Source organism: Aeribacillus sp. FSL K6-1121 (genome assembly GCF_038003725.1).
Taxonomy (GTDB): domain Bacteria; phylum Bacillota; class Bacilli; order Bacillales; family Aeribacillaceae; genus Aeribacillus; species Aeribacillus composti.
On the sequence record NZ_JBBOPS010000001.1, the window covers coordinates 2,447,950 to 2,468,283 of the forward strand.

Sequence of the window (20,334 nt, forward strand, 5' to 3'; positions counted from 1 at the left end):
ATATTGTCATAAAGCTGCGTCCATCCTCTGTATAATTGTAAATTTCACTACGATATGAAAGCAGAAATTTTCTCAACTGAAAAGCCTGCACAAGGAAGTGAAATCTCATTTAAAGGCTGTCCATAAAGTGAAATCCCTATTGAAAACAAAAAATCATAAACATCGATATATCAACGTTTCTAAAACATTAAAGGGGGCGTCAATAAGCCGTAAAAACGACTTATTAGACAGCCCCTTAAACAAAATGCAAAAGAAAAGCTGCCGTATTTTTTCAATACTTAAGAAGATCGTGCTAATAGTGAAATGGCAGTTTGCAGCTGCAAGTCATTTTGTTTTGAACGAGTTTCTTTTGTGATCAATTCATTCATTTTTATAGCTGTTTTTTGATCCACTTTCCCCGTCACGGATAAACCGTTCATTTTTTGAAACGCCTTTACAGCCAGCTCGGTTTCTAAACTGAAATAACCGTCTTTTCTCCCAGGATCATAACCTAATCCTGATAATAATATTTGTGCTATGCGAACTTGTTCATTATTCATCTCTTTCTTTAATGGCTGATAAATATCGAGCGGTCCAGCTTTAAAATAATCCGGCTGCGATATTTTTACCGTTGGTTCCACACCTTTTTCATGAATCCAATTTCCCTTAGGAGTCAACCATTTGTATAACGTCAGCTTTATGTTGCTTCCATCATCCAGCGGTATTGTTTGCTGAACTGTTCCCTTTCCAAAGGATTTTTCGCCGACAATGGCATACCCTCCTGCTTCTTTCAACGCAGCTGCCAAAATTTCCGAAGCAGATGCGCTGCCGTTGTCAATTAAGACTGCAATAGGATAATGCTTCTTTTCTTTTAATGTTGAATAATACATCTCCCTTTTTCCGTCTCTCTTTTCTATTTGAATATATGGTGCATGATTAGGGACGAGCTGCTGCAAAATTTGCTCTACAGCCTGCAAATATCCCCCCGGATTGCCGCGAACATCGATGACTAGACCGTTAATTTTCTTTTTTTCTAACATTTTTAGTTTTTGTTTAAAGTCATCAGCTGTCCTTTCAGAAAATGAAGTAATATGCAAGACGCCTAACCGCTTGCCATTTTTATTGATTTCGGAGCTGAACACTGTTTCAATCGGAATCTCATCCCGCTTTACTTCAAAAAACAATAAATCTTTACTTCCAGGGCGGCGTATCGTAAGTTTGACGGTTGTTCCTTTTTCTCCTCTGATTTTCAGTACTGCATCATGAAGATCTGAACTGGAAACTGTTTTACCATCAATTTTCACAATTTCATCATTTGGCTTTAAGCCCGCTTTTTCCGCCGGCGAATTTTTAAATGGTGAAATAATGGTTATTTTGCCGTTGTTCATCCCGATTTCGGCACCGATTCCCTCAAATGAAGAATCAAGGGACTCTGTAAATTGTCTAACAGTTTCTTTATCCATATAGACTGAGTATGGATCGCCTAAAGAAGATAGCATCCCTTGAATGGCACCTTCTAGGAGACGTTTTTTGTCGACTGGATGGACATATTTTTCAGAAATTAATTCATACGTTTTTATAAATTTCTCCAATCCTGGAATGGTTTCATCTGAACTTTGCGCAGATGCAGCAATTGTTTTATTTTCCAGCGATTCATTATTTTCAGCATGACCGTGCACATCCAAAACGATGATGGAACTGGTCACTATCCAAAACACTGTAATCAATTTTATTATTTGTTTCATATGTTTTTGCCTTCCTTTCCAACAATCCGAATTATTTATAGCGTATGCAAAGCTTGTACAAATCATGTGCGGATTACAGGAAAAGGAAAAGCAATTCAAAAAAACTTAATATACCGCCCTTTGACAAGAATTTGACCGCTTCTAGCCAGGTTCCATCAAGAAAATAGAAAAATCAGCCAACGATCATCTTTGCTTTGAAAATGGGTAAGGTGTTTTGTTCTCATGAAACGCTTTCCTTTTCTTTTAGTCAAGCAAACTGCCTACACCGGCATAATCATACGGGAGGAGTAACTATATTTTTTGTAATTATCTATCACTACATGAAAAAGAATTATTGTGAAAATCAATCCATTGAAGCTTGATGTAATCTCCCGTTTCCTCTATTTTTTGCATCGATGAAACACGATCAGAAGAAAACTGTTTTGCAATTTATAAAAAAAATAACAATGCACAACAAACTCTTCTTCCCTTGAGAGCTTATTGTGCATTGTTAATAAATTTTTATGGAAGAACGCTTAAAGGATTGATCGCGCTGGATTTGCCTCGCCATGTTCCGTTATGTACTTCAAAATGCAAGTGCTGCCCTGTTGATCTTCCTGTATTTCCCATATATCCAATAAACTGACCTTGGCTCACTTTTTGACCACTTGAAACGTTAATGCTTCTCAAATGCCCGTAAAGTGTAGTATACGTTTTACCGTTAATATTATGGATGATCATAATAACATTGCCGTAGCCGCTCATTTGTCCAGCATAACTAACCGTGCCGCCAGCAGAAGCGTAAACTGGAACCGTTCCCCGTTTCGCAATATCAATTCCTGCATGGAATCTGCCCCATCTCATACCCATTTTAGAGGTAAGAACACCTGGAGCCGGCCAGATAAAAGATCCGCTTCCTGCAGCTGATGATACAGATGGTTCTGGTGAAGATCCGCCATCGCTTGAAGCAGCAGCTTTATCGCTTGAAGCAACAGTTTTATCACTTGATTTAGAAGCAGATTGTGAAGCTTGAGCCTGTCTAGTCTTTTCTTCTTCTAGTCTTTTTAAATATTCTTGCTGCTGTTGTTCAATAATTTTTTGCTGCTTTGCCAGCATAGCATCTTGTTGTACCAAATCTTCTAATTGATCCATTGCCTGGCCATGTTCCGCTTCCAATTGCGCCAACAATTTATCTTTTTCATCAATTTGCTTATCTAGCTCTTGTTTCAATGAAGCCAATTCAGATAAAGCTTCTTCCAAAGAGGACAGCTGTTTGTTTAATTTAGCCTCCGCTTCCTCTTTCAGTTTCATATCTCTTTCATGCTCTTCAATAATTTTTTGATCCGCATCAACGATCGTTGTAACAGCGCTTATACGAGTTACAAAATCATTGAAGCTTTTCGCACCTAAGATAACGTCGAGATAGCTGATTGTACCTCCGGTTTCCTGCAAGGATTTTGCCCGTTCTTTTAACAGTTCATTCCGCTTTTCAATCCGTTTTTTTACTTCAGCAATTTGTTTTTTCAACTGTTCAATTTCAGCTTTAGTTTTCTTGATTTCATTCTCTTTCTCTTCGATTTTTTCACCAGTATCCAGCAATTTTTCATCTAACTTTTTAATCTCTTGATTAAGTTGATTTTGTTTTGTCTCTAATTCTTTTACTTCACTTTTCTTGCTTTCTATATTCGACTGAACATTGGACCGCTCATTTTGAATTCTTGCTTTTTTCTCCTCAAAGGATGACGCATAAGCGCTTTTGCTCAGCGGTACAAATACCCCGCTTGTCCCCAATATAGCTGTAAGACTTAATGTCACTATTCTCTTTTTCACAATCCGGTTCCTCCTCTTAATTCATGTTTTCAATCAATTCGATCTGGTATGGTAAGAGCTGCCTAAGACAAACTACACTTTCAAAAACTTTCGAACAGACATTAAGCTTCCCCATATGCCGATTAAGACGCCGATTAACAATAAGATAGCCGATATTTGAAAAACAAAAGGAGAAAATGGCAACAACTCAACAAAAGAACCTTGAATATAAGGAACGGCAATATTTACTAAGCTATTGTAGCTGACAACTAAAACTGTAATTGGTATGACAGCTCCCAGCGCTCCTAAAAACAAACCTTCTAAAAAGAACGGCCAGCGTATAAACCAGTTTGTTGCACCAACAAGTTTCATAATTTCTATTTCTCGTCTGCGGGCAAATATAGTGATTTTTATAGTGTTTGAGATTAAAAACATCGCAGTAAACACAAGCCCGATGATCAAAACTATGCCGATATTTCTTGAAACGTTGACAACTTCAAACAATTTTTTCACAGTTTCTTCTGCATATTGAACATCTTCGACATAGTGCATTTTTTTAATTTCTTCCGCTACAACTGGAGTATCTTCGGGAACTTTCGTTTTGACGATGAAAACATCGTTTAAAGGATTATCCTGTTCAAATAGCTTGAATGACTCTCCTTTTTCACCGAAGCTTTTAATTAATTTTTCCAGCTCCTGGTCTTTGGAAGAAAATTGGACATTCTCTACTTTTTCTAGATTTTTCAATTTCGATTCAAGTTGCTTTTGAGCGTTTTGATCTGCTGTCCTGTCAATTAGCACGGTTATTTCAACATCTTCTTCAATGTTGCTGGCAATATTATTTAAATTCATCATAATAACCAAAAACGTGCCGACCAAAAGAAGGGTCACTGTTACGGCTGATATAGAGGCTATGGACATCCAAGCGTTTCGCCCAAGACTTTTTACCGCCTCCCGCAAATGACGACCGAGAGTTTTATTCATAAAGACCATACTCCCCTCTCGCCTCATCGCGTACAATTTTGCCGTCCTCAATCGTGATAACCCGCTTTCGAATCGTGTTCACGATCACTTTATTGTGGGTGGCCATTAACACCGTTGTGCCCCGATTGTTGATTTCCTCTAGCAATCTCATAATCTCCCAAGAGGTTTCAGGGTCCAAATTCCCTGTCGGCTCGTCTGCTATTATAACAGGCGGATTGTTTACTATGGATCTAGCAATTGATACGCGCTGCTGTTCACCGCCAGACAATTCGTCAGGGAAGGAACGGGCCTTATGCTTCAATTGCACAAGATCAAGCACATTTAATACTTTCTTTTTAATGTTCTTCGGATTTTCCCCGATCACTTCCAAAGCGAAGGCAACATTCTCATAAACAGTCAATTTCGGCAATAATTTAAAATCTTGAAAGACAACCCCGATATTTCTCCGCAAATACGGCACTTCTTTTTCTTTAAGGTTTTCTAGTTGTATACCGTTTATGACAATACTGCCTTTTGTAGGCTTTTCTTCCCGATACATCAATTTGATAAATGTCGATTTTCCAGCACCGCTAGGACCTACGATGTATACAAATTCGCCTTGATTGATTTTTATTGAAATACCGTTAATGGCCAAAACACCATTCGAATAGGTTTTATAAACATCCTTCATTTCGATCATGCTATCACCTGAAGTCATTGAATTATTTCAGTACTTAGTCAAAAAAATTTTTATAACTTGAAACTAATGTTATTTTCTATTCGTCTATTAATTATGAAGCAGAAAACAAATCTTACATCCTTCCCACAAAAAACATTATAACATCATTTTTCGTCAAAAATAGACTTTTTCATATTACATTTTTGTTTCAATATCATATTTCGAGGGAAAATTTTTAAAATTCTTGTAAAAAAAACTACAAAATTTTCTATTATCTGCTATTTTTTTCTATAGCATAAAAAAGCGAGGGTGATCATGTCCCCTCGCTTCTTATGTTACTTTTGTCCTGCAAGCCACTCAGCGACAACATCTGCTTCGCTATCGTTCAATAAACCTTTTGGCATAGCGCCTTTGCCGTTTAAAATAATATCTTTTATTTCATCTTTGCTATATTTGCTTCCAACTTTCTGTAAACTCGGACCGGAAGCACCTTCAAGATTTTGTCCATGGCAGCTTGTACAATTTTGTTTTATCAGATCTTCTGCAGATGCAGTATTCTCAGCTTGATCTGTTCCGCCATTTGTTCCGCTTTCTTGGTCATTCCCGCCGCCCCCGCATGCAGCTAATACGAGTGAAAGACCAAATACTAAGATCAAGAACTTTTTCACTGCGAAATCCCCCTTCGCCAATTAGTCTCGAAGATATTATAACCTAATTATTGAGGTTTCAATCTGAAACAAATTGACCAACATTTGACAATCCTGTGAAAATAACTTGAATATTGATAAAAAAGAAAAAGGGTGTCTAATAAGTCGTTTTTACGCCTTATAGACGCCCCTTTAATGTTTTAAATGTTGATATATCAATGTTTATGATGTTTCGTTTCAATGGATTTTGACTTTCTGGACAGCCCCACAAGTTCTCTAATCAAATGGAATTTAGGGCAGTTTTTCTTCGTCATTTTTCCGTCATCACATTTCTATTCGCTCATCTTTTGTAACGAGTCATCGTCCTTTTCATAACAGCCTTAAGACAATTTTGCTCTTAAATATGCATCAATAAATGCATCAATTTCCCCATCCATTACAGCTTGGACGTTGCCGATTTCGACATTTGTCCGGTGATCTTTCACCAATGAATATGGATGGAAGACATAAGAACGGATTTGGCTACCCCAGCCAATTTCCTTTTGCTCTCCTCGAATTTCCGCTAATTCTTTTTCCTGCTCTTCAATTTTTAATTGGTATAGCTTAGATTTTAACATTTTCATTGCTCGTTCTCTGTTTTTAATTTGAGAGCGCTCCGTTTGACATGTCACGACAATTCCAGTTGGCAAGTGTGTAATCCGTACCGCCGAGTCGGTCGTATTTACGTGCTGCCCTCCCGCACCGCTTGAACGGTACGTGTCAATTTTCAAATCCTCGCTTCTAATTTCAATATCGATTTCATCATTAAATTCTGGCATCACTTCGCAGGAAACAAAGGAAGTATGGCGGCGGCCTGATGCATCAAAAGGAGAAATGCGCACTAACCGATGGACTCCTTTTTCCGCTTTTAAATAGCCGTATGCATTGTGTCCTTTAATTAACAGCGTTACACTTTTTATTCCTGCTTCATCACCCGGAAGATAATCGATCGTTTCAACTTTAAATCCTTTCTTTTCCGCCCATCTCGTATACATTCGCAGGAGCATAGATGCCCAGTCCTGAGATTCCGTCCCTCCTGCTCCCGGATGAAGCTCTAAAATCGCGTTGTTTTTATCGTAAGGCTCATTTAAAAGAAGCTGTAATTCAAAATTATTCAATTCCTTCGTTAATTTTTTCAATTCGGATTCAAGCTCTCTTTGCAAATCATCATCCGGCTCTTCTTTAATAAGCTCGTAAGTTACTTGAAGATTTTCATATGATTCATTTAAATGGTTAAATTCTCCGACAAGATCTTTTAAGGCGTTTGCTTCATTAATTACCTTCTGAGCTGCTTGCTGGTCATCCCAAAAATTTGGCGCAGCCATTTGCTCCTCTAATTTTTTTATGCGTGCTTCCTTCTCTTCTAAGTCAAAGAGACCCCCTAAAATCCGCTAATCGTTTAGCCATTTTCTCCAGTTCATTCCGAATTTCTACTAAATCCATTAGTCCATCACCTCTAAAAATTTTTTGCACAGTATACTATATTTTTGCAGATTCGCTTTGTCCACTTATACATTAGTTAAAAAATTTATGGGGCAGGCGAGACTGACATCTCGCCACACCCATTCTATTTAAAATCGTTATCTTCCGCAACAATGTTTGTATTTTTTGCCGCTTCCGCACGGACATGGCTCGTTGCGGCCAACCTCTTTTGCTTTTCTGACAGGTTTCTTTTTCGTCTGGGCGTCTCCTTCTTTCGGCTGCACGGCTTCGCCGACCGCCACTTCCTGACGTTCCAAATTGTTTTGAATTTCAGCTTTCATTATATATTTTGTAACCTCTTCTTGGATGGACGCAATCATATTTTCAAACATTGTGTAGCCTTCCAATTGATATTCACGAAGCGGATCGGTTTGTCCGTATGCACGTAAATGAATACCTTGGCGAAGATGATCCATTGCATCGATGTGATCCATCCATTTTGTATCAACGGCGCGGAGTACAATGACTCGTTCAAATTCACGCATGTTTTCCTCGCCAAAAGCAGCTTCTTTCTCATCATAACGCTTCGTCGCTTTTTCCCAAATGATATCAATAATTTCATCCGATTCTTTTCCGCGAAGGTCATTTACATTAAAGTCATCTGCTTCATCCAAAATATTGGCTTTTACCCAGTCGACTAATCCTTCAAGGTTCCAGTCTTCTGGAAGCTCTTCTTCAGGCGTAAATGACTGTACAACACGGGTAATCGTTTGTTGAATCATGTCTTCAACATTTTCTCGCAGATTTTCAGATTCAAGCACTTCATCTCTTTGTTTATAAATAATTTCACGCTGCTGACGGAGCACATCATCATATTGAAGAAGCTGCTTCCGCGCATCAAAGTTGTTTCCTTCCACCCGTTTTTGCGCCGATTCCACAGCACGGGTAATCATTTTGCTTTGAATCGGCTGGGAATCGTCCATCCCAAGCCGATCCATCATGCTCATCATACTTTCCGAACCGAATCGGCGCATCAGTTCATCTTCCATTGACAAATAAAACTGCGTAACACCCGGGTCTCCTTGACGTCCAGAACGTCCTCTCAGCTGATTGTCAATTCTTCGGGATTCATGGCGTTCTGTGCCGATGACAGCTAATCCACCCAACTCTTTTACGCCTTCGCCGAGCTTTATATCCGTTCCCCGTCCGGCCATATTTGTCGCGATCGTCACAGCATTCTTTTGTCCGGCTTGTTCAATAATTTCTGCTTCCTTTGCATGGTTTTTTGCATTCAACACATTGTGCGGAATTCCCCGCTTCTTAAGCATATTAGAAAGCAATTCAGATGTTTCAACCGCGACTGTACCTACTAGAACAGGCTGACCAATCATGTGCCGCTGAACGATGTCTTCTACAACCGCTTTAAATTTCCCCTCCATTGTACGGTAAACGAGGTCCGGACGATCTTCGCGGATAACCGGCTTGTTTGTCGGGATGGTAATAACCTGCATGTTATAAATGTTGCGAAATTCTTCTTCTTCTGTTTTCGCAGTCCCTGTCATTCCCGCCAGCTTTTCATACATTCGGAAATAGTTTTGGAACGTGATCGTTGCCAACGTCATGCTTTCATTTTGAATTTCAAGGCCTTCTTTCGCTTCGATTGCCTGATGCAAACCGTCGCTGTAACGGCGGCCTTTCATTAACCGTCCGGTAAATTGGTCTACAATGATCACTTGTCCGTCTTCAACGACATAATCAACGTCTTTATGCATGACGACGTGGGCTTTCAGCGCATTGCTGATATGATGGTTTAGTGTGACGTTTTTTAAATCAAACAAATTATCAATATGGAAAGCACGCTCCGCTTTTTCAATCCCTTCTTCTGTAAGTTGAACGGATTTCGTTTTTTCATCATAAGTATAATCTTTATCCTTTTGAAGCGTTCTGACAAAAGCATTTGCCTGAATATACAGTTTGGTGGATTTTTGTGCTTGTCCAGAAATAATAAGCGGAGTTCTTGCTTCATCAATTAAAATGGAGTCTACCTCATCGATTACCGCAAAATGCAGAGGGCGCTGCACTTTTTGTTCCTTGTATAAAACCATATTGTCGCGCAAATAATCAAACCCAAGTTCGTTATTTGTTGAATAGGTGATATCAGCTTCGTAAGCAGCCTTTTTCTCCTCTTTTGACATACCGTTTAAATTTAAACCAACAGTCATGCCGAGAAATTCAAAAATTTTGCCCATTTCTTTTGCGTCCCGGCTTGCCAAATATTCATTGACGGTAACGACGTGAACGCCTTTCCGCGTCAACGCATTTAAGTAAACAGGCATCGTTGAGGTTAATGTTTTCCCTTCACCTGTCTTCATTTCCGCAATATTGCCTTCGTGAAGGGCAATAGCTCCCATAAGCTGTACTTTATATGGATACAGGCCGAGCACTCTGTGAGCGGCTTCTCTTACAACTGCGTAGGCTTCCACAAGCAGATCATCGAGTGTTTCTCCCTTTTCAAGCCGTTCCGCAAACTCAGCTGTTTTTGACCTCAATTCCAAATCAGAAAGCTTTCTCATATCTGGACCGAGAGCATTTATTTTTTCAGCTATTTTTTCATAACGAGCTAAAGTGCGTTTATTCGGATCAAACACTTTATTTAAAAGTCCAAGCATCTTTAACGCTCCTTAATTTATTTTATTATTTTAGTTTCTTTTAAATTTTATCACTGCTTTTCCAAGCGTACAACTTTTGCTGTGTGAAAGTCTTTCCATAAACCCGTCCCATTTGTCTACATTTTATTTGCTTGAAGGTAAAAAAAGTACAGCCAAGGTAGGCTGCACTTTTTTTATATAATAAATTTTACTCATTCGGTTCAATTAATCCATAGCGGCCGTCTTTTCTGCGGTAGACAACATTTGTTCTATTTGTATCAGAGTTCGTAAAAACAAAGAAGTTATGGCCGAGCATGTTCATTTGCAAAATAGCTTCCTCAGTATCCATCGGCTTTAAATTGAACCGTTTTGTTCTTACAAGTTCGATATCCTCTTCATTCACATCAGTGTCATCATTCGTTTCCGCATTGATGAAATATTTAGCATCAACTTGTTGTTCACGAAGCTTCCGGTTTACTCTTGTTTTATGCTTGCGGATCTGACGTTCAAGCTTATCAACGACAAGATCAATCGCAGCATACATATCTTCATGATATTCCTCAGCACGCATCACTAAATGCGTCATTGGAATCGTTACTTCAATTTTAGATTCTTTGTCATTATAATATTTTAAATTCACATTTGCATCGGCTTGTACTCCATTATCAAAATAACGTTCAAGTTTAGATAACTTTTTTTGTACATATTCTCTTAATGCTGGAGTTACTTCAATGTTTTCCCCTCTAATGTTGTATTTCATATTGAGCTCCTCCTTTTATTAAGGGATATATATATAGTTCGATGTTTCGTTCGTTTTTCCTTTCACAAAATAAAAAAAATCGTGAACATTTTATGAATGCTGATGAGCGGGGAAAACGATTTTCACACTTTCATCCATCGCTACATGATCGTGTCTTTTTGTACATATATTGCTATTTTTTCTTATCATAAAAAATGCCATCAATAGTGGCATTCGCATAAGAGTTCATATATTTTTTTGTCATCTCTTTCTGGGCTTTCATCTTGACGATATCATGTTGTATCTCTTGTTTTATTAGTTTAAGCTGCTCAACAAGAATTTGATTCAATTGGATAATTTTTCTTCCTGCTTCTTTCTCCTTGGGCGTGAAGGGAGGATTCATGCTTTTTGTTAACTCCTCCCGTTTTGCTAGCAAGTCTTCTATTTTTTGTATCACTTGATCACGGTCGCGATGTTGATCTTTAGACCGTTTTGTCAATTCCACTAACTCTTCCGTTATTTCCAACAATTTTTCCACTTCGTCCATTACGCTTGTCCGCCTTCACTATGCCGCTGTTTCCGGTTGATTTGGATTACTTCTTTCCACGTATCTCTGAACTCTGTCACATATCCTTCCACTTCTTCAATAATGGTGACATCGTTTTTAAAATTGGCCTCAACAAGCCGTCGATTCATGTACTCATACAGTGCGTACATATTTTTAGAAATCTCAATATCCATATTTAGCGTGGCCATTAGTTCACAAATGATTCTTTGTGCTTTTTGCAAATTTTCGTTTTTTTGTTGGATAGATTTTTCTTCTATTGCTTTTTTCGCAAGCTTTAAAAATTTTAAACACCCGTTATAAAGCATTAACGTGAGTTCACCCGGTGATGCAGTTTGTACGCTGTTTTCCAAATAAGATTGATAAGGATTGTTCATTGCCATTTAAGACACTCCTCAGATATCATATCCATTAAAAAGTAAATAGTAAAGGCAGACGATTAAGCGCCGCCTCCAAATAATTGCATCAAATATGCTGACTGTTGGTTCGCCCGCTGAATCGCCTGTTCCATTGCCGTAAATTGCCGATAATATCTTGATTCGATTTGTATAAGCCGATCTTGAAAGGCATTGATTCGATTATCCAAATCTTTTAAGTTTTTTCCAATCGTAAACTGGTCATTTGTAGACAAAGACGTTCCCGCTTTGTCTTTGATTTTTGTCATCATACCTTTCAAAGAATCGCGGAGACGGCGGGCAATCCCTTTATCATTGTAAGATTCGCCGTCAGACATAAATAGTTTATAGATCGCTTCTGGATTTTCCTGAATTTTTTCCCGGAGTTTATTTTCATCAATTGTAAGTTTGCCTCGATCCAAATAATTGGCTGTTGTTGAAATCCCAATATCCGTAAGCTGCTTAAACCCTTTCAAAGTATCTCCGGCGACAGGAGAATATAAATCCAACCGCATTTGATTAAGACCGCTTGTTAAAATCGCATCGCCGCGAAGAAGGCCACTTTTCGCTTTTTCTTCCCACAGCTCGATTTGCTTTTCCGTCATTTCCTCTTTTTGTTCATCCGTTAGGGGAGGAAAATTCCGGAAGCGCTCTTCTGTTAATTTGCCATTAATCTTTTCAATCACTTCATTATATTTATTAACAAATTTTACAATAGTATCGAGAATTGCATCAACATCTGTTGATGTAGAAATCGTAACAGGACTTGTCGTTACATTTTTAATTGTATATTCAATCCCCGCAATCGTAAACGTATTAGATGTTTGGACAGTTTCGTAGCCGTTGATTTTAACTTTTGCATTTTGACCCGCAGTTTCGGGGATTAGGTTAAACGTTGTATCATCAAGTGAAAAACCTAGGCTTTGCAAAAAATCAAATGTTTCACTATCGGCAGCTTTAATCGTTCCGCCTTCACCTGTTTTATTATTCGTTAAAACGAGCCTTTCCACACCAGATGAATCCTTTAATTTCATCCCCGTAACGCCTAGATTTGAGCTGTTGATTTTGTAGATAACATCATCAAGCGTATCATTTTCACCAATATTAATCGTCACTTCTCTCGTTTCTGTTGAACCTGGATCGGTCACTTCAAATTTTAGCGTTCTTGCACCAGATGTAAAATTATTTAACGTTGCTGCACTATATGTGGCAGCCTTAGCCAATTGTTGGACTTCAATCGCTGTTGACGTATTAGCTGAAGCGTTGATTGCCTTTGCCACAACAGCTGACTCATCAGAGCTCGTCACTTTTTTTTGTCGGAAATTCGACAGTCTGTATACGCCGTCAAAAATCAATCTGTCCAATTCGTCCAACAGCTTGTTGATTTCCCTGTAGCTGTCGCGCTGCCATTCAAAAATTTGCTTTTGTTGGACCATTTTATCGAGCGGAATTCTTTCCGCCTTCATTAAATCTTTTACGAGAGCGTCAATGTCCATTCCGCTTGCCAAACCGACAATTCGCATTTTTTCCACCCCTAGTTAAATTTTCCGATCCACGATTAATCCCATCAGCTCTGCCATTGCCGCATATATATCAAGCATTTTTTTCGGAGGAATTTCCCTGATGACTTCGTTCGTCTCTACATTGACAACTTGTACAAAATATTCTTTCAGTTCTTCATGAAGTACAAATTGAATCGATGTTTTAATCGGCTTCAAAAAATTGTTCAAATCCTCAATTGCTTCCTCCAGCGTAACTTTAGCTTTTTTTTCTTCTTCTTGGACAGGCTGCTGGTTTTCAGGCATTGACAATTTTTCCTCTTTTCCTTGCATATCCTGCAAAAAAGCATTATTATTAACACCGGTTATCTTTTGTATTCCCATATTCCTTCTCCTCCGAGGAATTCTTGCTATTTTATTTATCGGTAAAAAATTGCCTTGTTTTAGCATCTTTTGACAAAACATTCATAACTTTATTGAAATGATTTCTTAATTTTTAAAATATTGAGTTTATGAAATCGGTAAGCTGAAGGGCTGCTTAAAATCCACACAACCATTTTTTATTCTTCTAAAAGCTTAGGTCGTTTAAGATGGGGAAGGCTTCCAATTTACTAGTAGAGTAGAAAACTGTTTTCAAAGGGACAGCCTATGCTGTCTCTTTTGCTCTCAGCTTCCCCTCATCAAACCGTACGTGAGGTTTTCCCTCATACGGCTTTCCGACGTTCTTCCTTTGGCTTTCGTTCTTGTCTAACTTGCTAATTTCACTAATAAGCCTTGTGTTAATTTTATAACTTCTTTCATTCTCGCATGTTTCTTCCTTTGGTTCTTCTTCTTATTCCAGTACAGAGTAAGTCTTTCTAATACATACCAGTCCACTTTATTTAGCCACTTCTTGGCGATGGACGAAATACTGTAGTAATTCTTAAATCCTTGTAAAATTCGATTGAGCCCTTTCACCAGTTCTTTGATGTCCATAAATCGCTTGTTCCTTGGACTCGTATATTCCTTAAATTCATTTTCATTTTCTTCATGGCTTTCTTACTTGGAAATGTGAGACATGACATAAACTTTCGAGCCACCCTTGTTCATCACAGGAAATTTCCGATGGTGTAGATCTAGAAAGTCAAATCCGTTTGTGTCGTCCCATAGGCTGACCAGTTTGGATTTCTCTGTGTTGATTTCAAGGTCGAGTTTCTTCATGATGGCTTTTAGTACTTGAATGCTCTCCAGCGCCTCGTTTTTCGTGCGACACATGATCACGAAATCATCTGCGTATCGCACCAGTTCTCCTAAGTGTAGGAACTTCTTCTTTCATATCGTGTCCATATAATGCAGGTAGCTGTTCGCTAAAAGAGGCGAAATGACTCCGCCCTGCGGGGTACCCTTTTCGGTGTTATGAAACTGTCCATCTTCCATTACATCTTAGCTGGGCGCGCTAAAAAACAAAACCCCTTTTTCAACAATAGCTTTGTGAAAAAGGGGTTTTGAAAACCTCGTCAAAAGGTTCAGTTTTAATTTGGACCGTCAACTGCTCCATTATGCTTGCTAAGTTTAAACGAATACAGGTTGAAATTCATCGGTCACTTGTTGGAATCCATTATTTTCTTCATAAGCTTCTTCACGTTCCACATCAAATCTTTCCATAATCGGCAAATCATTCGCAGAGAACAGGTAAGAATCTTTTTCGGCAACATGCTCATGCCACGCCCAATTCGGAACAACGAAGAAATCGCCGCTTTCCCAATCAAAGCGCACACCGTTGATAATACTGTACCCAGATCCCTTATAGACATGGTAAATAGTCGAGTGCGTATGACGGTGAGCTTTTGAATGAAACCCTTTTGGAAGCAATTGCATCCAAGCGGAAATCGTCGGATTGGCTTGTTTGCCTGTTGAAGGATTGATATATTCAACCGCATATCCATCGTACGGATCTGGATCAAAGCGTTTTAAACCTTGAATAGCTGCTTCAGTCTGCTTCCATTTATAAGACCCTAACGGAGCGATTTTTGGTTCACGGTCAGAAATTGGACGAACCATGCCACCTTCATATCTTTGCGATGAGTAATTATCAGGAACTTTCGGTTGTTCAATTCCGTCTGGATAAGGATCAAAGAACGTGCCGCCAATCGAATAGATAGTTGGAATATCAAGACAGTCCATCCAAATCATCGGCTCATCACCCGGATGTCCATGACCATGCCAAAGCCCTTTCGGAGTAATGAGATAATCGCCTTCCTCCATAAAAATCCGCTCGCCTTGCACAATTGTATAAGCGCCTTTTCCTTGACTGATAAAGCGCAGCGCACTTTGCGAATGGCGATGCGAAGGCGCTACTTCACCGGGAAGAATTAATTGTACGGCAGCATAAAGCGTTTGTGTTGTTGATGCCCATCCCCAAGGCTTTCGATAAGTCAATCCAGGATTTTGAAAATAAATCGCCCGTCTTTCCCCGCCGCGCTCAGGAGTAAAAATTTCAGTTGCTTCCATCAATTTTTTATAAAGGGTTTTCCATTTCCAAAGATACGCTTCAGCTTGCGGAGTTGGCTGGCGATGCATTAAATCTGGAATAGCATCCCAAAGCGGTCCTAGATGGTATTGCTCAATATCTTTTGTGAAATCTCGGACAATTTTACTTTTAAAAAACTCATTTTTTTCCGCCATGATGAACTAACCTCCTCTATTCTTTTAAAGCTTTGATAAATTACGTTGAATTTGGCTATAATGCTTGCTTGCATGTTCGACAAGCAGGTGGTCGACAATAAAAGACATCGGTTTTGTTCCGAAACGAGGATTGCGGCTCGGGGCCTCTGATTTTAAATCTTCTTCTGACAGCTTGCTCAACACTTTTTCCACTTGATCTTTTACGTTTTCAAGCTTGTTTAGCACGTCTGAAACTTCACGTTTTTCTGTATTAGCAACAGCAGCAAGCCTGTTTTCATCCGTAAGTCCTCTTCCCCATTCTGCACCCGGCGACTCAAGCAGCCGCTCAATTTCGTTTAACCAGTATGGAATCGCTTCTTCAACATGGCAAAGAATTTGCATGATGGACCATTCTTCTTCTGATGGATTCCAACGAATGGTCTCTTCTGAAAGACTTTTTGTAGTTTCAATCATTTGGTCAATGGATTGTTTTATGCTTTCAATCGCTTCGTTCATATTAGTCATTCGCTGATCTCCCCCGTCACTTTTTTCACTTTATTTTCTAATGCACCGATGCCGTCTATCTCGATGCGGACAACATCTCCATCTTTTAAAAATACTTGAGGGTCTCTTGCTACACCAACACCTCCTGGAGTTCCTGTCAAAATGACATCTCCCGGCTCAAGGGTCATAAGTCCAGATAGAAATTCAACCAAGTACTGTACGGAAAAGACAAGATTTTTCGTGTTAGAACGCTGACGTTCTTCACCGTTAACCGTTAAGACTACTTCCAGCCCAGAAGGATCTGACAGCTCATCGGTTGTTACTAACCACGGTCCCATCGGAGCGCTTCCATCCACTGTCTTGCCTTGAAGCCATTGCAGCGTACGGCGTTGAAGATCCCGGTAAGTCACATCATTCACAATTGTATAGCCTGCAACATAATCCAATGCTTCTGCTTGGGAAACATTGCGCGCCCGTTTTCCAATCACAAAAGCAAACTCAGCTTCATAATCTAGCTGATCGGAAATTGGATAATGAGGAATGTCATCCTCCGGTCCGATGACAGTATTCGCGAATTTCGCAAAAACTACAGGATATGGAGGAATCTCTCTTCCCATTTCCAAAATATGCTCCCTGTAGTTATGGCCTACGCAAATCATTTTCCCCGGCGATGGCACTGGTGCTTCCACTTTTACATCTTCTTTGGAAAACACAAGCTGCTTTCCTTTATATTTTTCATGTTTTAAAGCAAATGCAACTGCTTCTTTTGCATAGTCCAAGCTTTCCTTTCCGCCTTGTAAAAATCCGTTCATATCTGCCGGCACATACGCCTCAGCAATTTGTTTGAAGCGCAATTTCCCTTCTGATTCCAGCTTTTTTTCAAATGCGGCATGCAGATCAATCACTTTTCCATCCTCAATTGCACCGATGCGTGTGACGCCTTGTTCTGTAAACGTGATCAGTTTCACTATTGAAACCCCTTTCATTGATTATGGTCTTGTTACCATCTTAATATTGAAAAAAATCTAAAAATACATTATTTTTCTTATATACAGAACAAAAATGGATTTCCTCATCAATCAAAAAATTTTTTACAGGTGATATGGATGGCTTCTCAAAATAAAAAAAGAATTTCTTCCGTTGAAAACGCTTTAAAAATTTTGAAAAGCTTTTCAATGGACGAACCGGAACTGGGTGTGTCAGAAATAGCCGAAAAGCTAAATATCGGAAAAAGCACTGCCCACAGACTTTTAACAAGCTTAGCCAGCGAAGGATTTGTATACAAAGATATAAACACAAACCATTACAGTTTAGGTGCTTCGATCTTGACATTAACAAGCATCGTTAGCTCCCAATTGAAAATTTTAAATGAGGCGACGCCGGTTCTAAATGTTTTAACAGAGGAGACAGGCGAAAATTCGCACATTTCCATATTAGAAGGCACCGAAATTATTTATTTGCAAAAAATTGAATGCACGTATCCTTCAAAAAAAGAATATACCCATATCGGCAGAAGGAATCCTGTCTACTGCACAAGTCCCGGTCAAGCCATTTTAGCCTTTGAAGACGAAGAAGTAATCGAGAAAATTTGCTCGCAGCCCTTCAAAAAATACGGTCCGAACACGATCACTTCACCCGAGCAATTAAAAGAAAAGCTTTTGAAAATAAAAAAAGAAGGCTACGCCGTTTGCAATCAAGAGTTCCAAAAAGGGATCATCGGAATCGGTGCGCCCATTTTTAATGAACATAACAAAGTGGTTGCAGCAGTGAACATTACCGGCTCTACGAAGCGAATCAATTCCATTAACATCAAGCAGCTTATAAAAAAAGTGGTGAATGCGGGAGAAAGAATTTCTGAATTAATAAAACAGAGAAAAACGAAGCAATTGTTCGGAAATGACGACTAGACTGGAGGACTAACATGAGCGAAAAATATTTGCTGTCATCTGTGAAGAACGCAATGAAAATTCTGCGTCTTTTTACACATAAACAAAAAGAGCTAGGGATTACCGAAATATCAAAAAAATTAAATATTTCCAAAAGCAGCGCCCATCGCCTTGTTTCATTGCTTGTAAAGGAAGGATTTTTATCAAAAAATCCCCGGACAAACAAGTATCGATTAGGCCTTTCGATTCTAACATTAGGAGGCGTGATTTTCAGCAATCATGAGTTGTACAAAGAAGCGCTGCCCATTGTAAAAAAGCTTGTTCACACATTAAATGAATCCGCACATATTTGTCTTTTGGAAGAGGATCAAGTAGTGTATTTGTTCCGAATTGAAAGCAGCCAGCCCGATCGGCTGTTAACATATATAGGGCGGAAAAATCCGATTCATTGCACAAGTGAAGGGTTATGCATTCTGGCTTATCAAAACAAACGAACAATTGAAAAAGTTTTGTCGAAAAAATTATATGCATACACTCCCTATACGATCACCGATCCAGACATTTTAAAAAATGAGTTAAAAAAAATTAAAAAACAAGGATTTGCCATATCAAAAGACCAATTTTATGTCGGGTATGTCGGGATCGCAGCACCAATTCGCGATTATTCCGGCAAAGTGGTGTCTTCACTATCCATGATTGGCTCAACTGCCAGAATGACAGATGATCGGTTTCCAGTCTTTATTGAACATATTACGCAAGCAGCTAAAAGCATATCAGAGCATCTAGGTTATATCGACGGAAAATGAGTACATTTTTTAAAATTTTGAATTTTTTGTTTTGTATAAAAGAACTAGAATATTCCTTTTTCTTTCTTTTCTCACTATGATAAGAAACTAGCTACAAGTCTAAAAGGGAGGAATATTCATGGTTCATACAGTACAAACACAAGAAAACGAACTTAGGTCGCTGCAATTGCAAAAACTGAATCGATTGTTACATTTTGTTTTGAATCATAATGAATTTTATAAAGAAAAACTTGCCGGTTTAAAGCTTCCGCTGCAATCTTTGGAAGAAATGAAAAAGCTTCCTTTCACAATGAAAAAGGAATTGGTCGACGATCAAAACAATCATCCTCCATACGGCAAAAACCATTCATACCCTTTAGAGGAATATGTAAGATACCATCAAACTTCCGGCACTTCAGGGAAACCGCTGAAAATTTTAGATACAAAAAAAAGCTTTGAATGGTGGGAAACATGCTGGCTGGAAGTTTATCGCTCCAGCGGAGTTACGAAAAAAGACAGAGTATTTTTCGCCTTTTCGTTCGGTCCTTTTATTGGATTTTGGGCTGCATTTGAAGGAGCAAAACGATTAGGTGCCCTTTCGATTTCATCCGGCAGCCAAACTTCGATTGAGCGATTGAGAAGCATGATAGAAAACAGAGCAACAGTACTAGTCTGTACTCCAAGCTACGCTTTACATCTGGCGGAAGTAGCGGAAGAAAACGACATTGATATAAAAAATGGCCCTGTCCAAAAAATCATTACGGCTGGTGAACCTGGGGCCTCTGTCCCTTCTACACGAAAGCAAATTGAAAGTTTGTGGGGAGCCGTTTTATATGACCAAGTAGGCATGACAGAGATGGGAGCATACGGTTATTCTTGTTCAGAACAAAAAGGGATTCATGTCAATGAATCGGAGTTTATCGTAGAAGTGATCAATCCTAACACGTTGGAGCCGGTGGAAGTTGGTGAAAAAGGAGAATTAGTATTAACCAATTTAGGAAGAGAAAGCTATCCGGTTATTCGCTATCGGACAGGCGATATCGTGATCCGGTCTGATCAGCAATGTGAATGCGGCAATTCCTATCAATTTTTCCCTGGAGGAATTCTCGGCCGCGCAGACGATATGGTCATAATACGGGGCATTAACATTTACCCGTCTTCCATCGAATCCATTATTCGCGAATTCAAAGAAGTGAAAGAATTTCGCATCGTGTACTACACAGAAAATGAGATGGATCAAATCAAAGTGGAAATTGAATCCGATTCTGAACAAATCGTCCCTATCCTCGCAACAAAATTAAGAGAACGAGTCGGTTTAAGAATTCAAGTTGAAAAAGTTCCAGACAACGAGCTGCCTCGCTTTACAATGAAAGCGAGAAGGGTTGTGGACAATCGAAAAAAAAGATAA

At 39.0% G+C, this 20,334-nt stretch carries 19 protein-coding genes and 1 pseudogene; 3 read left to right on the plus strand and 17 right to left on the minus strand.

The features are described from left to right. Positions 1-278: 278 nt before the first annotated feature. The 17 genes and pseudogenes from NSQ61_RS11995 to NSQ61_RS12075 form a co-directional block, all read right to left on the minus strand. Positions 279-1,724 carry a S41 family peptidase gene (locus NSQ61_RS11995; RefSeq protein WP_340807131.1) on the minus strand — a complete coding sequence of 482 codons (1,446 nt, stop codon included), beginning with the start codon at positions 1,722-1,724 and terminating at the stop codon, positions 279-281. 501 nt (positions 1,725-2,225) lie between these two features. Beyond that, positions 2,226-3,533: a murein hydrolase activator EnvC family protein gene (locus NSQ61_RS12000; RefSeq protein ID WP_340807133.1), complete on the minus strand. Its 1,308-nt coding sequence runs from the start codon at positions 3,531-3,533 to the stop codon at positions 2,226-2,228. 72 nt (positions 3,534-3,605) lie between these two features. Further along, entirely contained in the window at positions 3,606-4,496 is an 891-nt protein-coding gene (ftsX, locus tag NSQ61_RS12005; protein WP_340807134.1) for a permease-like cell division protein FtsX, read from the minus strand. Then, entirely contained in the window at positions 4,489-5,175 is a 687-nt protein-coding gene (gene ftsE, locus NSQ61_RS12010; protein ID WP_063389197.1) for a cell division ATP-binding protein FtsE, read from the minus strand. Before ftsE ends, ftsX begins: the two co-directional genes overlap by 8 nt. Positions 5,176-5,489: 314 nt before the next feature. Next, positions 5,490-5,822, minus strand: a complete 333-nt coding sequence (gene cccB / locus NSQ61_RS12015; protein WP_063389198.1) for a cytochrome c551 — start codon at positions 5,820-5,822, stop codon at positions 5,490-5,492. A gap of 359 nt (positions 5,823-6,181) precedes the next feature. Beyond that, positions 6,182-7,283, minus strand: a protein-coding gene (gene prfB / locus NSQ61_RS12020) for a peptide chain release factor 2 (protein ID WP_130158800.1) whose coding sequence is annotated in 2 segments (ribosomal slippage) — positions 6,182-7,210 and positions 7,212-7,283 — 1,101 coding nt in all. Because the reading frame shifts where the segments join, the coding sequence is not laid out codon by codon here. A 137-nt stretch (positions 7,284-7,420) separates the two neighbouring features. Continuing rightward, positions 7,421-9,931, minus strand: a complete 2,511-nt coding sequence (gene secA / locus NSQ61_RS12025) for a preprotein translocase subunit SecA (protein WP_340807137.1) — start codon at positions 9,929-9,931, stop codon at positions 7,421-7,423. Between the two features lie 187 nt (positions 9,932-10,118). Next, positions 10,119-10,670 carry a ribosome hibernation-promoting factor, HPF/YfiA family gene (hpf, locus tag NSQ61_RS12030; protein WP_063389201.1) on the minus strand — a complete coding sequence of 184 codons (552 nt, stop codon included), beginning with the start codon at positions 10,668-10,670 and terminating at the stop codon, positions 10,119-10,121. A 172-nt stretch (positions 10,671-10,842) separates the two neighbouring features. Further along, complete coding sequence (locus NSQ61_RS12035) at positions 10,843-11,196, minus strand: hypothetical protein (protein ID WP_066249842.1); 354 nt, start codon at positions 11,194-11,196, stop codon at positions 10,843-10,845. Continuing rightward, complete coding sequence (fliS, locus tag NSQ61_RS12040) at positions 11,196-11,597, minus strand: flagellar export chaperone FliS (RefSeq protein WP_063389203.1); 402 nt, start codon at positions 11,595-11,597, stop codon at positions 11,196-11,198. Before fliS ends, NSQ61_RS12035 begins: the two co-directional genes overlap by 1 nt. 56 nt (positions 11,598-11,653) lie before the next feature. Further along, positions 11,654-13,132, minus strand: coding sequence for a flagellar hook-associated protein 2 (locus tag NSQ61_RS12045; protein ID WP_066249845.1), 1,479 nt, complete (start codon positions 13,130-13,132; stop codon positions 11,654-11,656). A gap of 15 nt (positions 13,133-13,147) precedes the next feature. Then, positions 13,148-13,492, minus strand: a complete 345-nt coding sequence (flaG, locus tag NSQ61_RS12050; RefSeq protein ID WP_063389205.1) for a flagellar protein FlaG — start codon at positions 13,490-13,492, stop codon at positions 13,148-13,150. Positions 13,493-13,855: 363 nt separating this feature from the next. Next, positions 13,856-14,086 (minus strand): annotated as a pseudogene (locus tag NSQ61_RS12055) (group II intron maturase-specific domain-containing protein); the annotation flags it as partial. A 60-nt stretch (positions 14,087-14,146) separates the two neighbouring features. Further along, a complete protein-coding gene (locus NSQ61_RS12060) occupies positions 14,147-14,389 on the minus strand; it encodes a reverse transcriptase domain-containing protein (protein ID WP_066249849.1) in 243 nt (80 codons plus the stop codon). Between the two features lie 270 nt (positions 14,390-14,659). After that, positions 14,660-15,772, minus strand: coding sequence for a cupin domain-containing protein (locus tag NSQ61_RS12065; RefSeq protein WP_063389206.1), 1,113 nt, complete (start codon positions 15,770-15,772; stop codon positions 14,660-14,662). A gap of 24 nt (positions 15,773-15,796) precedes the next feature. After that, positions 15,797-16,276: a DinB family protein gene (locus NSQ61_RS12070; RefSeq protein WP_066248864.1), complete on the minus strand. Its 480-nt coding sequence runs from the start codon at positions 16,274-16,276 to the stop codon at positions 15,797-15,799. Continuing rightward, a complete protein-coding gene (locus tag NSQ61_RS12075) occupies positions 16,273-17,223 on the minus strand; it encodes a fumarylacetoacetate hydrolase family protein (protein WP_094245184.1) in 951 nt (316 codons plus the stop codon). The genes NSQ61_RS12070 and NSQ61_RS12075 overlap by 4 nt, the downstream gene beginning before the upstream one ends. A gap of 138 nt (positions 17,224-17,361) precedes the next feature. Here NSQ61_RS12075 and NSQ61_RS12080 point away from each other — a divergent pair, with 138 nt between their 5' ends. The 3 genes from NSQ61_RS12080 (at position 17,362) to NSQ61_RS12090 (ending at position 20,334) form a co-directional block, all read left to right on the plus strand. Further along, positions 17,362-18,162, plus strand: coding sequence for an IclR family transcriptional regulator (locus NSQ61_RS12080; protein ID WP_063389209.1), 801 nt, complete (start codon positions 17,362-17,364; stop codon positions 18,160-18,162). 14 nt (positions 18,163-18,176) lie between these two features. Next, positions 18,177-18,947, plus strand: a complete 771-nt coding sequence (locus NSQ61_RS12085; protein WP_063389210.1) for an IclR family transcriptional regulator — start codon at positions 18,177-18,179, stop codon at positions 18,945-18,947. Between the two features lie 118 nt (positions 18,948-19,065). Continuing rightward, positions 19,066-20,334, plus strand: coding sequence for a phenylacetate--CoA ligase family protein (locus tag NSQ61_RS12090; RefSeq protein ID WP_311066887.1), 1,269 nt, complete (start codon positions 19,066-19,068; stop codon positions 20,332-20,334).

Bases quoted from the DNA above. Each gene is read 5' to 3' on its own strand.
- NSQ61_RS11995 (WP_340807131.1), bottom strand. From the start codon at position 1,724: ATGAAACAAATAATAAAATTGATTACAGTGTTTTGGATAGTGACCAGT.
- ftsX (WP_340807134.1), bottom strand. From the start codon at position 4,496: ATGAATAAAACTCTCGGTCGTCATTTGCGGGAGGCGGTAAAAAGTCTT.
- ftsE (WP_063389197.1), bottom strand. From the start codon at position 5,175: ATGATCGAAATGAAGGATGTTTATAAAACCTATTCGAATGGTGTTTTG.
- secA (WP_340807137.1), bottom strand. From the start codon at position 9,931: ATGCTTGGACTTTTAAATAAAGTGTTTGATCCGAATAAACGCACTTTA.
- hpf (WP_063389201.1), bottom strand. From the start codon at position 10,670: ATGAAATACAACATTAGAGGGGAAAACATTGAAGTAACTCCAGCATTA.
- NSQ61_RS12035 (WP_066249842.1), bottom strand. From the start codon at position 11,196: ATGGACGAAGTGGAAAAATTGTTGGAAATAACGGAAGAGTTAGTGGAA.
- fliS (WP_063389203.1), bottom strand. From the start codon at position 11,597: ATGGCAATGAACAATCCTTATCAATCTTATTTGGAAAACAGCGTACAA.
- NSQ61_RS12045 (WP_066249845.1), bottom strand. From the start codon at position 13,132: ATGCGAATTGTCGGTTTGGCAAGCGGAATGGACATTGACGCTCTCGTA.
- flaG (WP_063389205.1), bottom strand. From the start codon at position 13,492: ATGGGAATACAAAAGATAACCGGTGTTAATAATAATGCTTTTTTGCAG.
- NSQ61_RS12065 (WP_063389206.1), bottom strand. From the start codon at position 15,772: ATGGCGGAAAAAAATGAGTTTTTTAAAAGTAAAATTGTCCGAGATTTC.
- NSQ61_RS12070 (WP_066248864.1), bottom strand. From the start codon at position 16,276: ATGACTAATATGAACGAAGCGATTGAAAGCATAAAACAATCCATTGAC.
- NSQ61_RS12080 (WP_063389209.1), top strand. From the start codon at position 17,362: ATGGCTTCTCAAAATAAAAAAAGAATTTCTTCCGTTGAAAACGCTTTA.
- NSQ61_RS12085 (WP_063389210.1), top strand. From the start codon at position 18,177: ATGAGCGAAAAATATTTGCTGTCATCTGTGAAGAACGCAATGAAAATT.
- NSQ61_RS12090 (WP_311066887.1), top strand. From the start codon at position 19,066: ATGGTTCATACAGTACAAACACAAGAAAACGAACTTAGGTCGCTGCAA.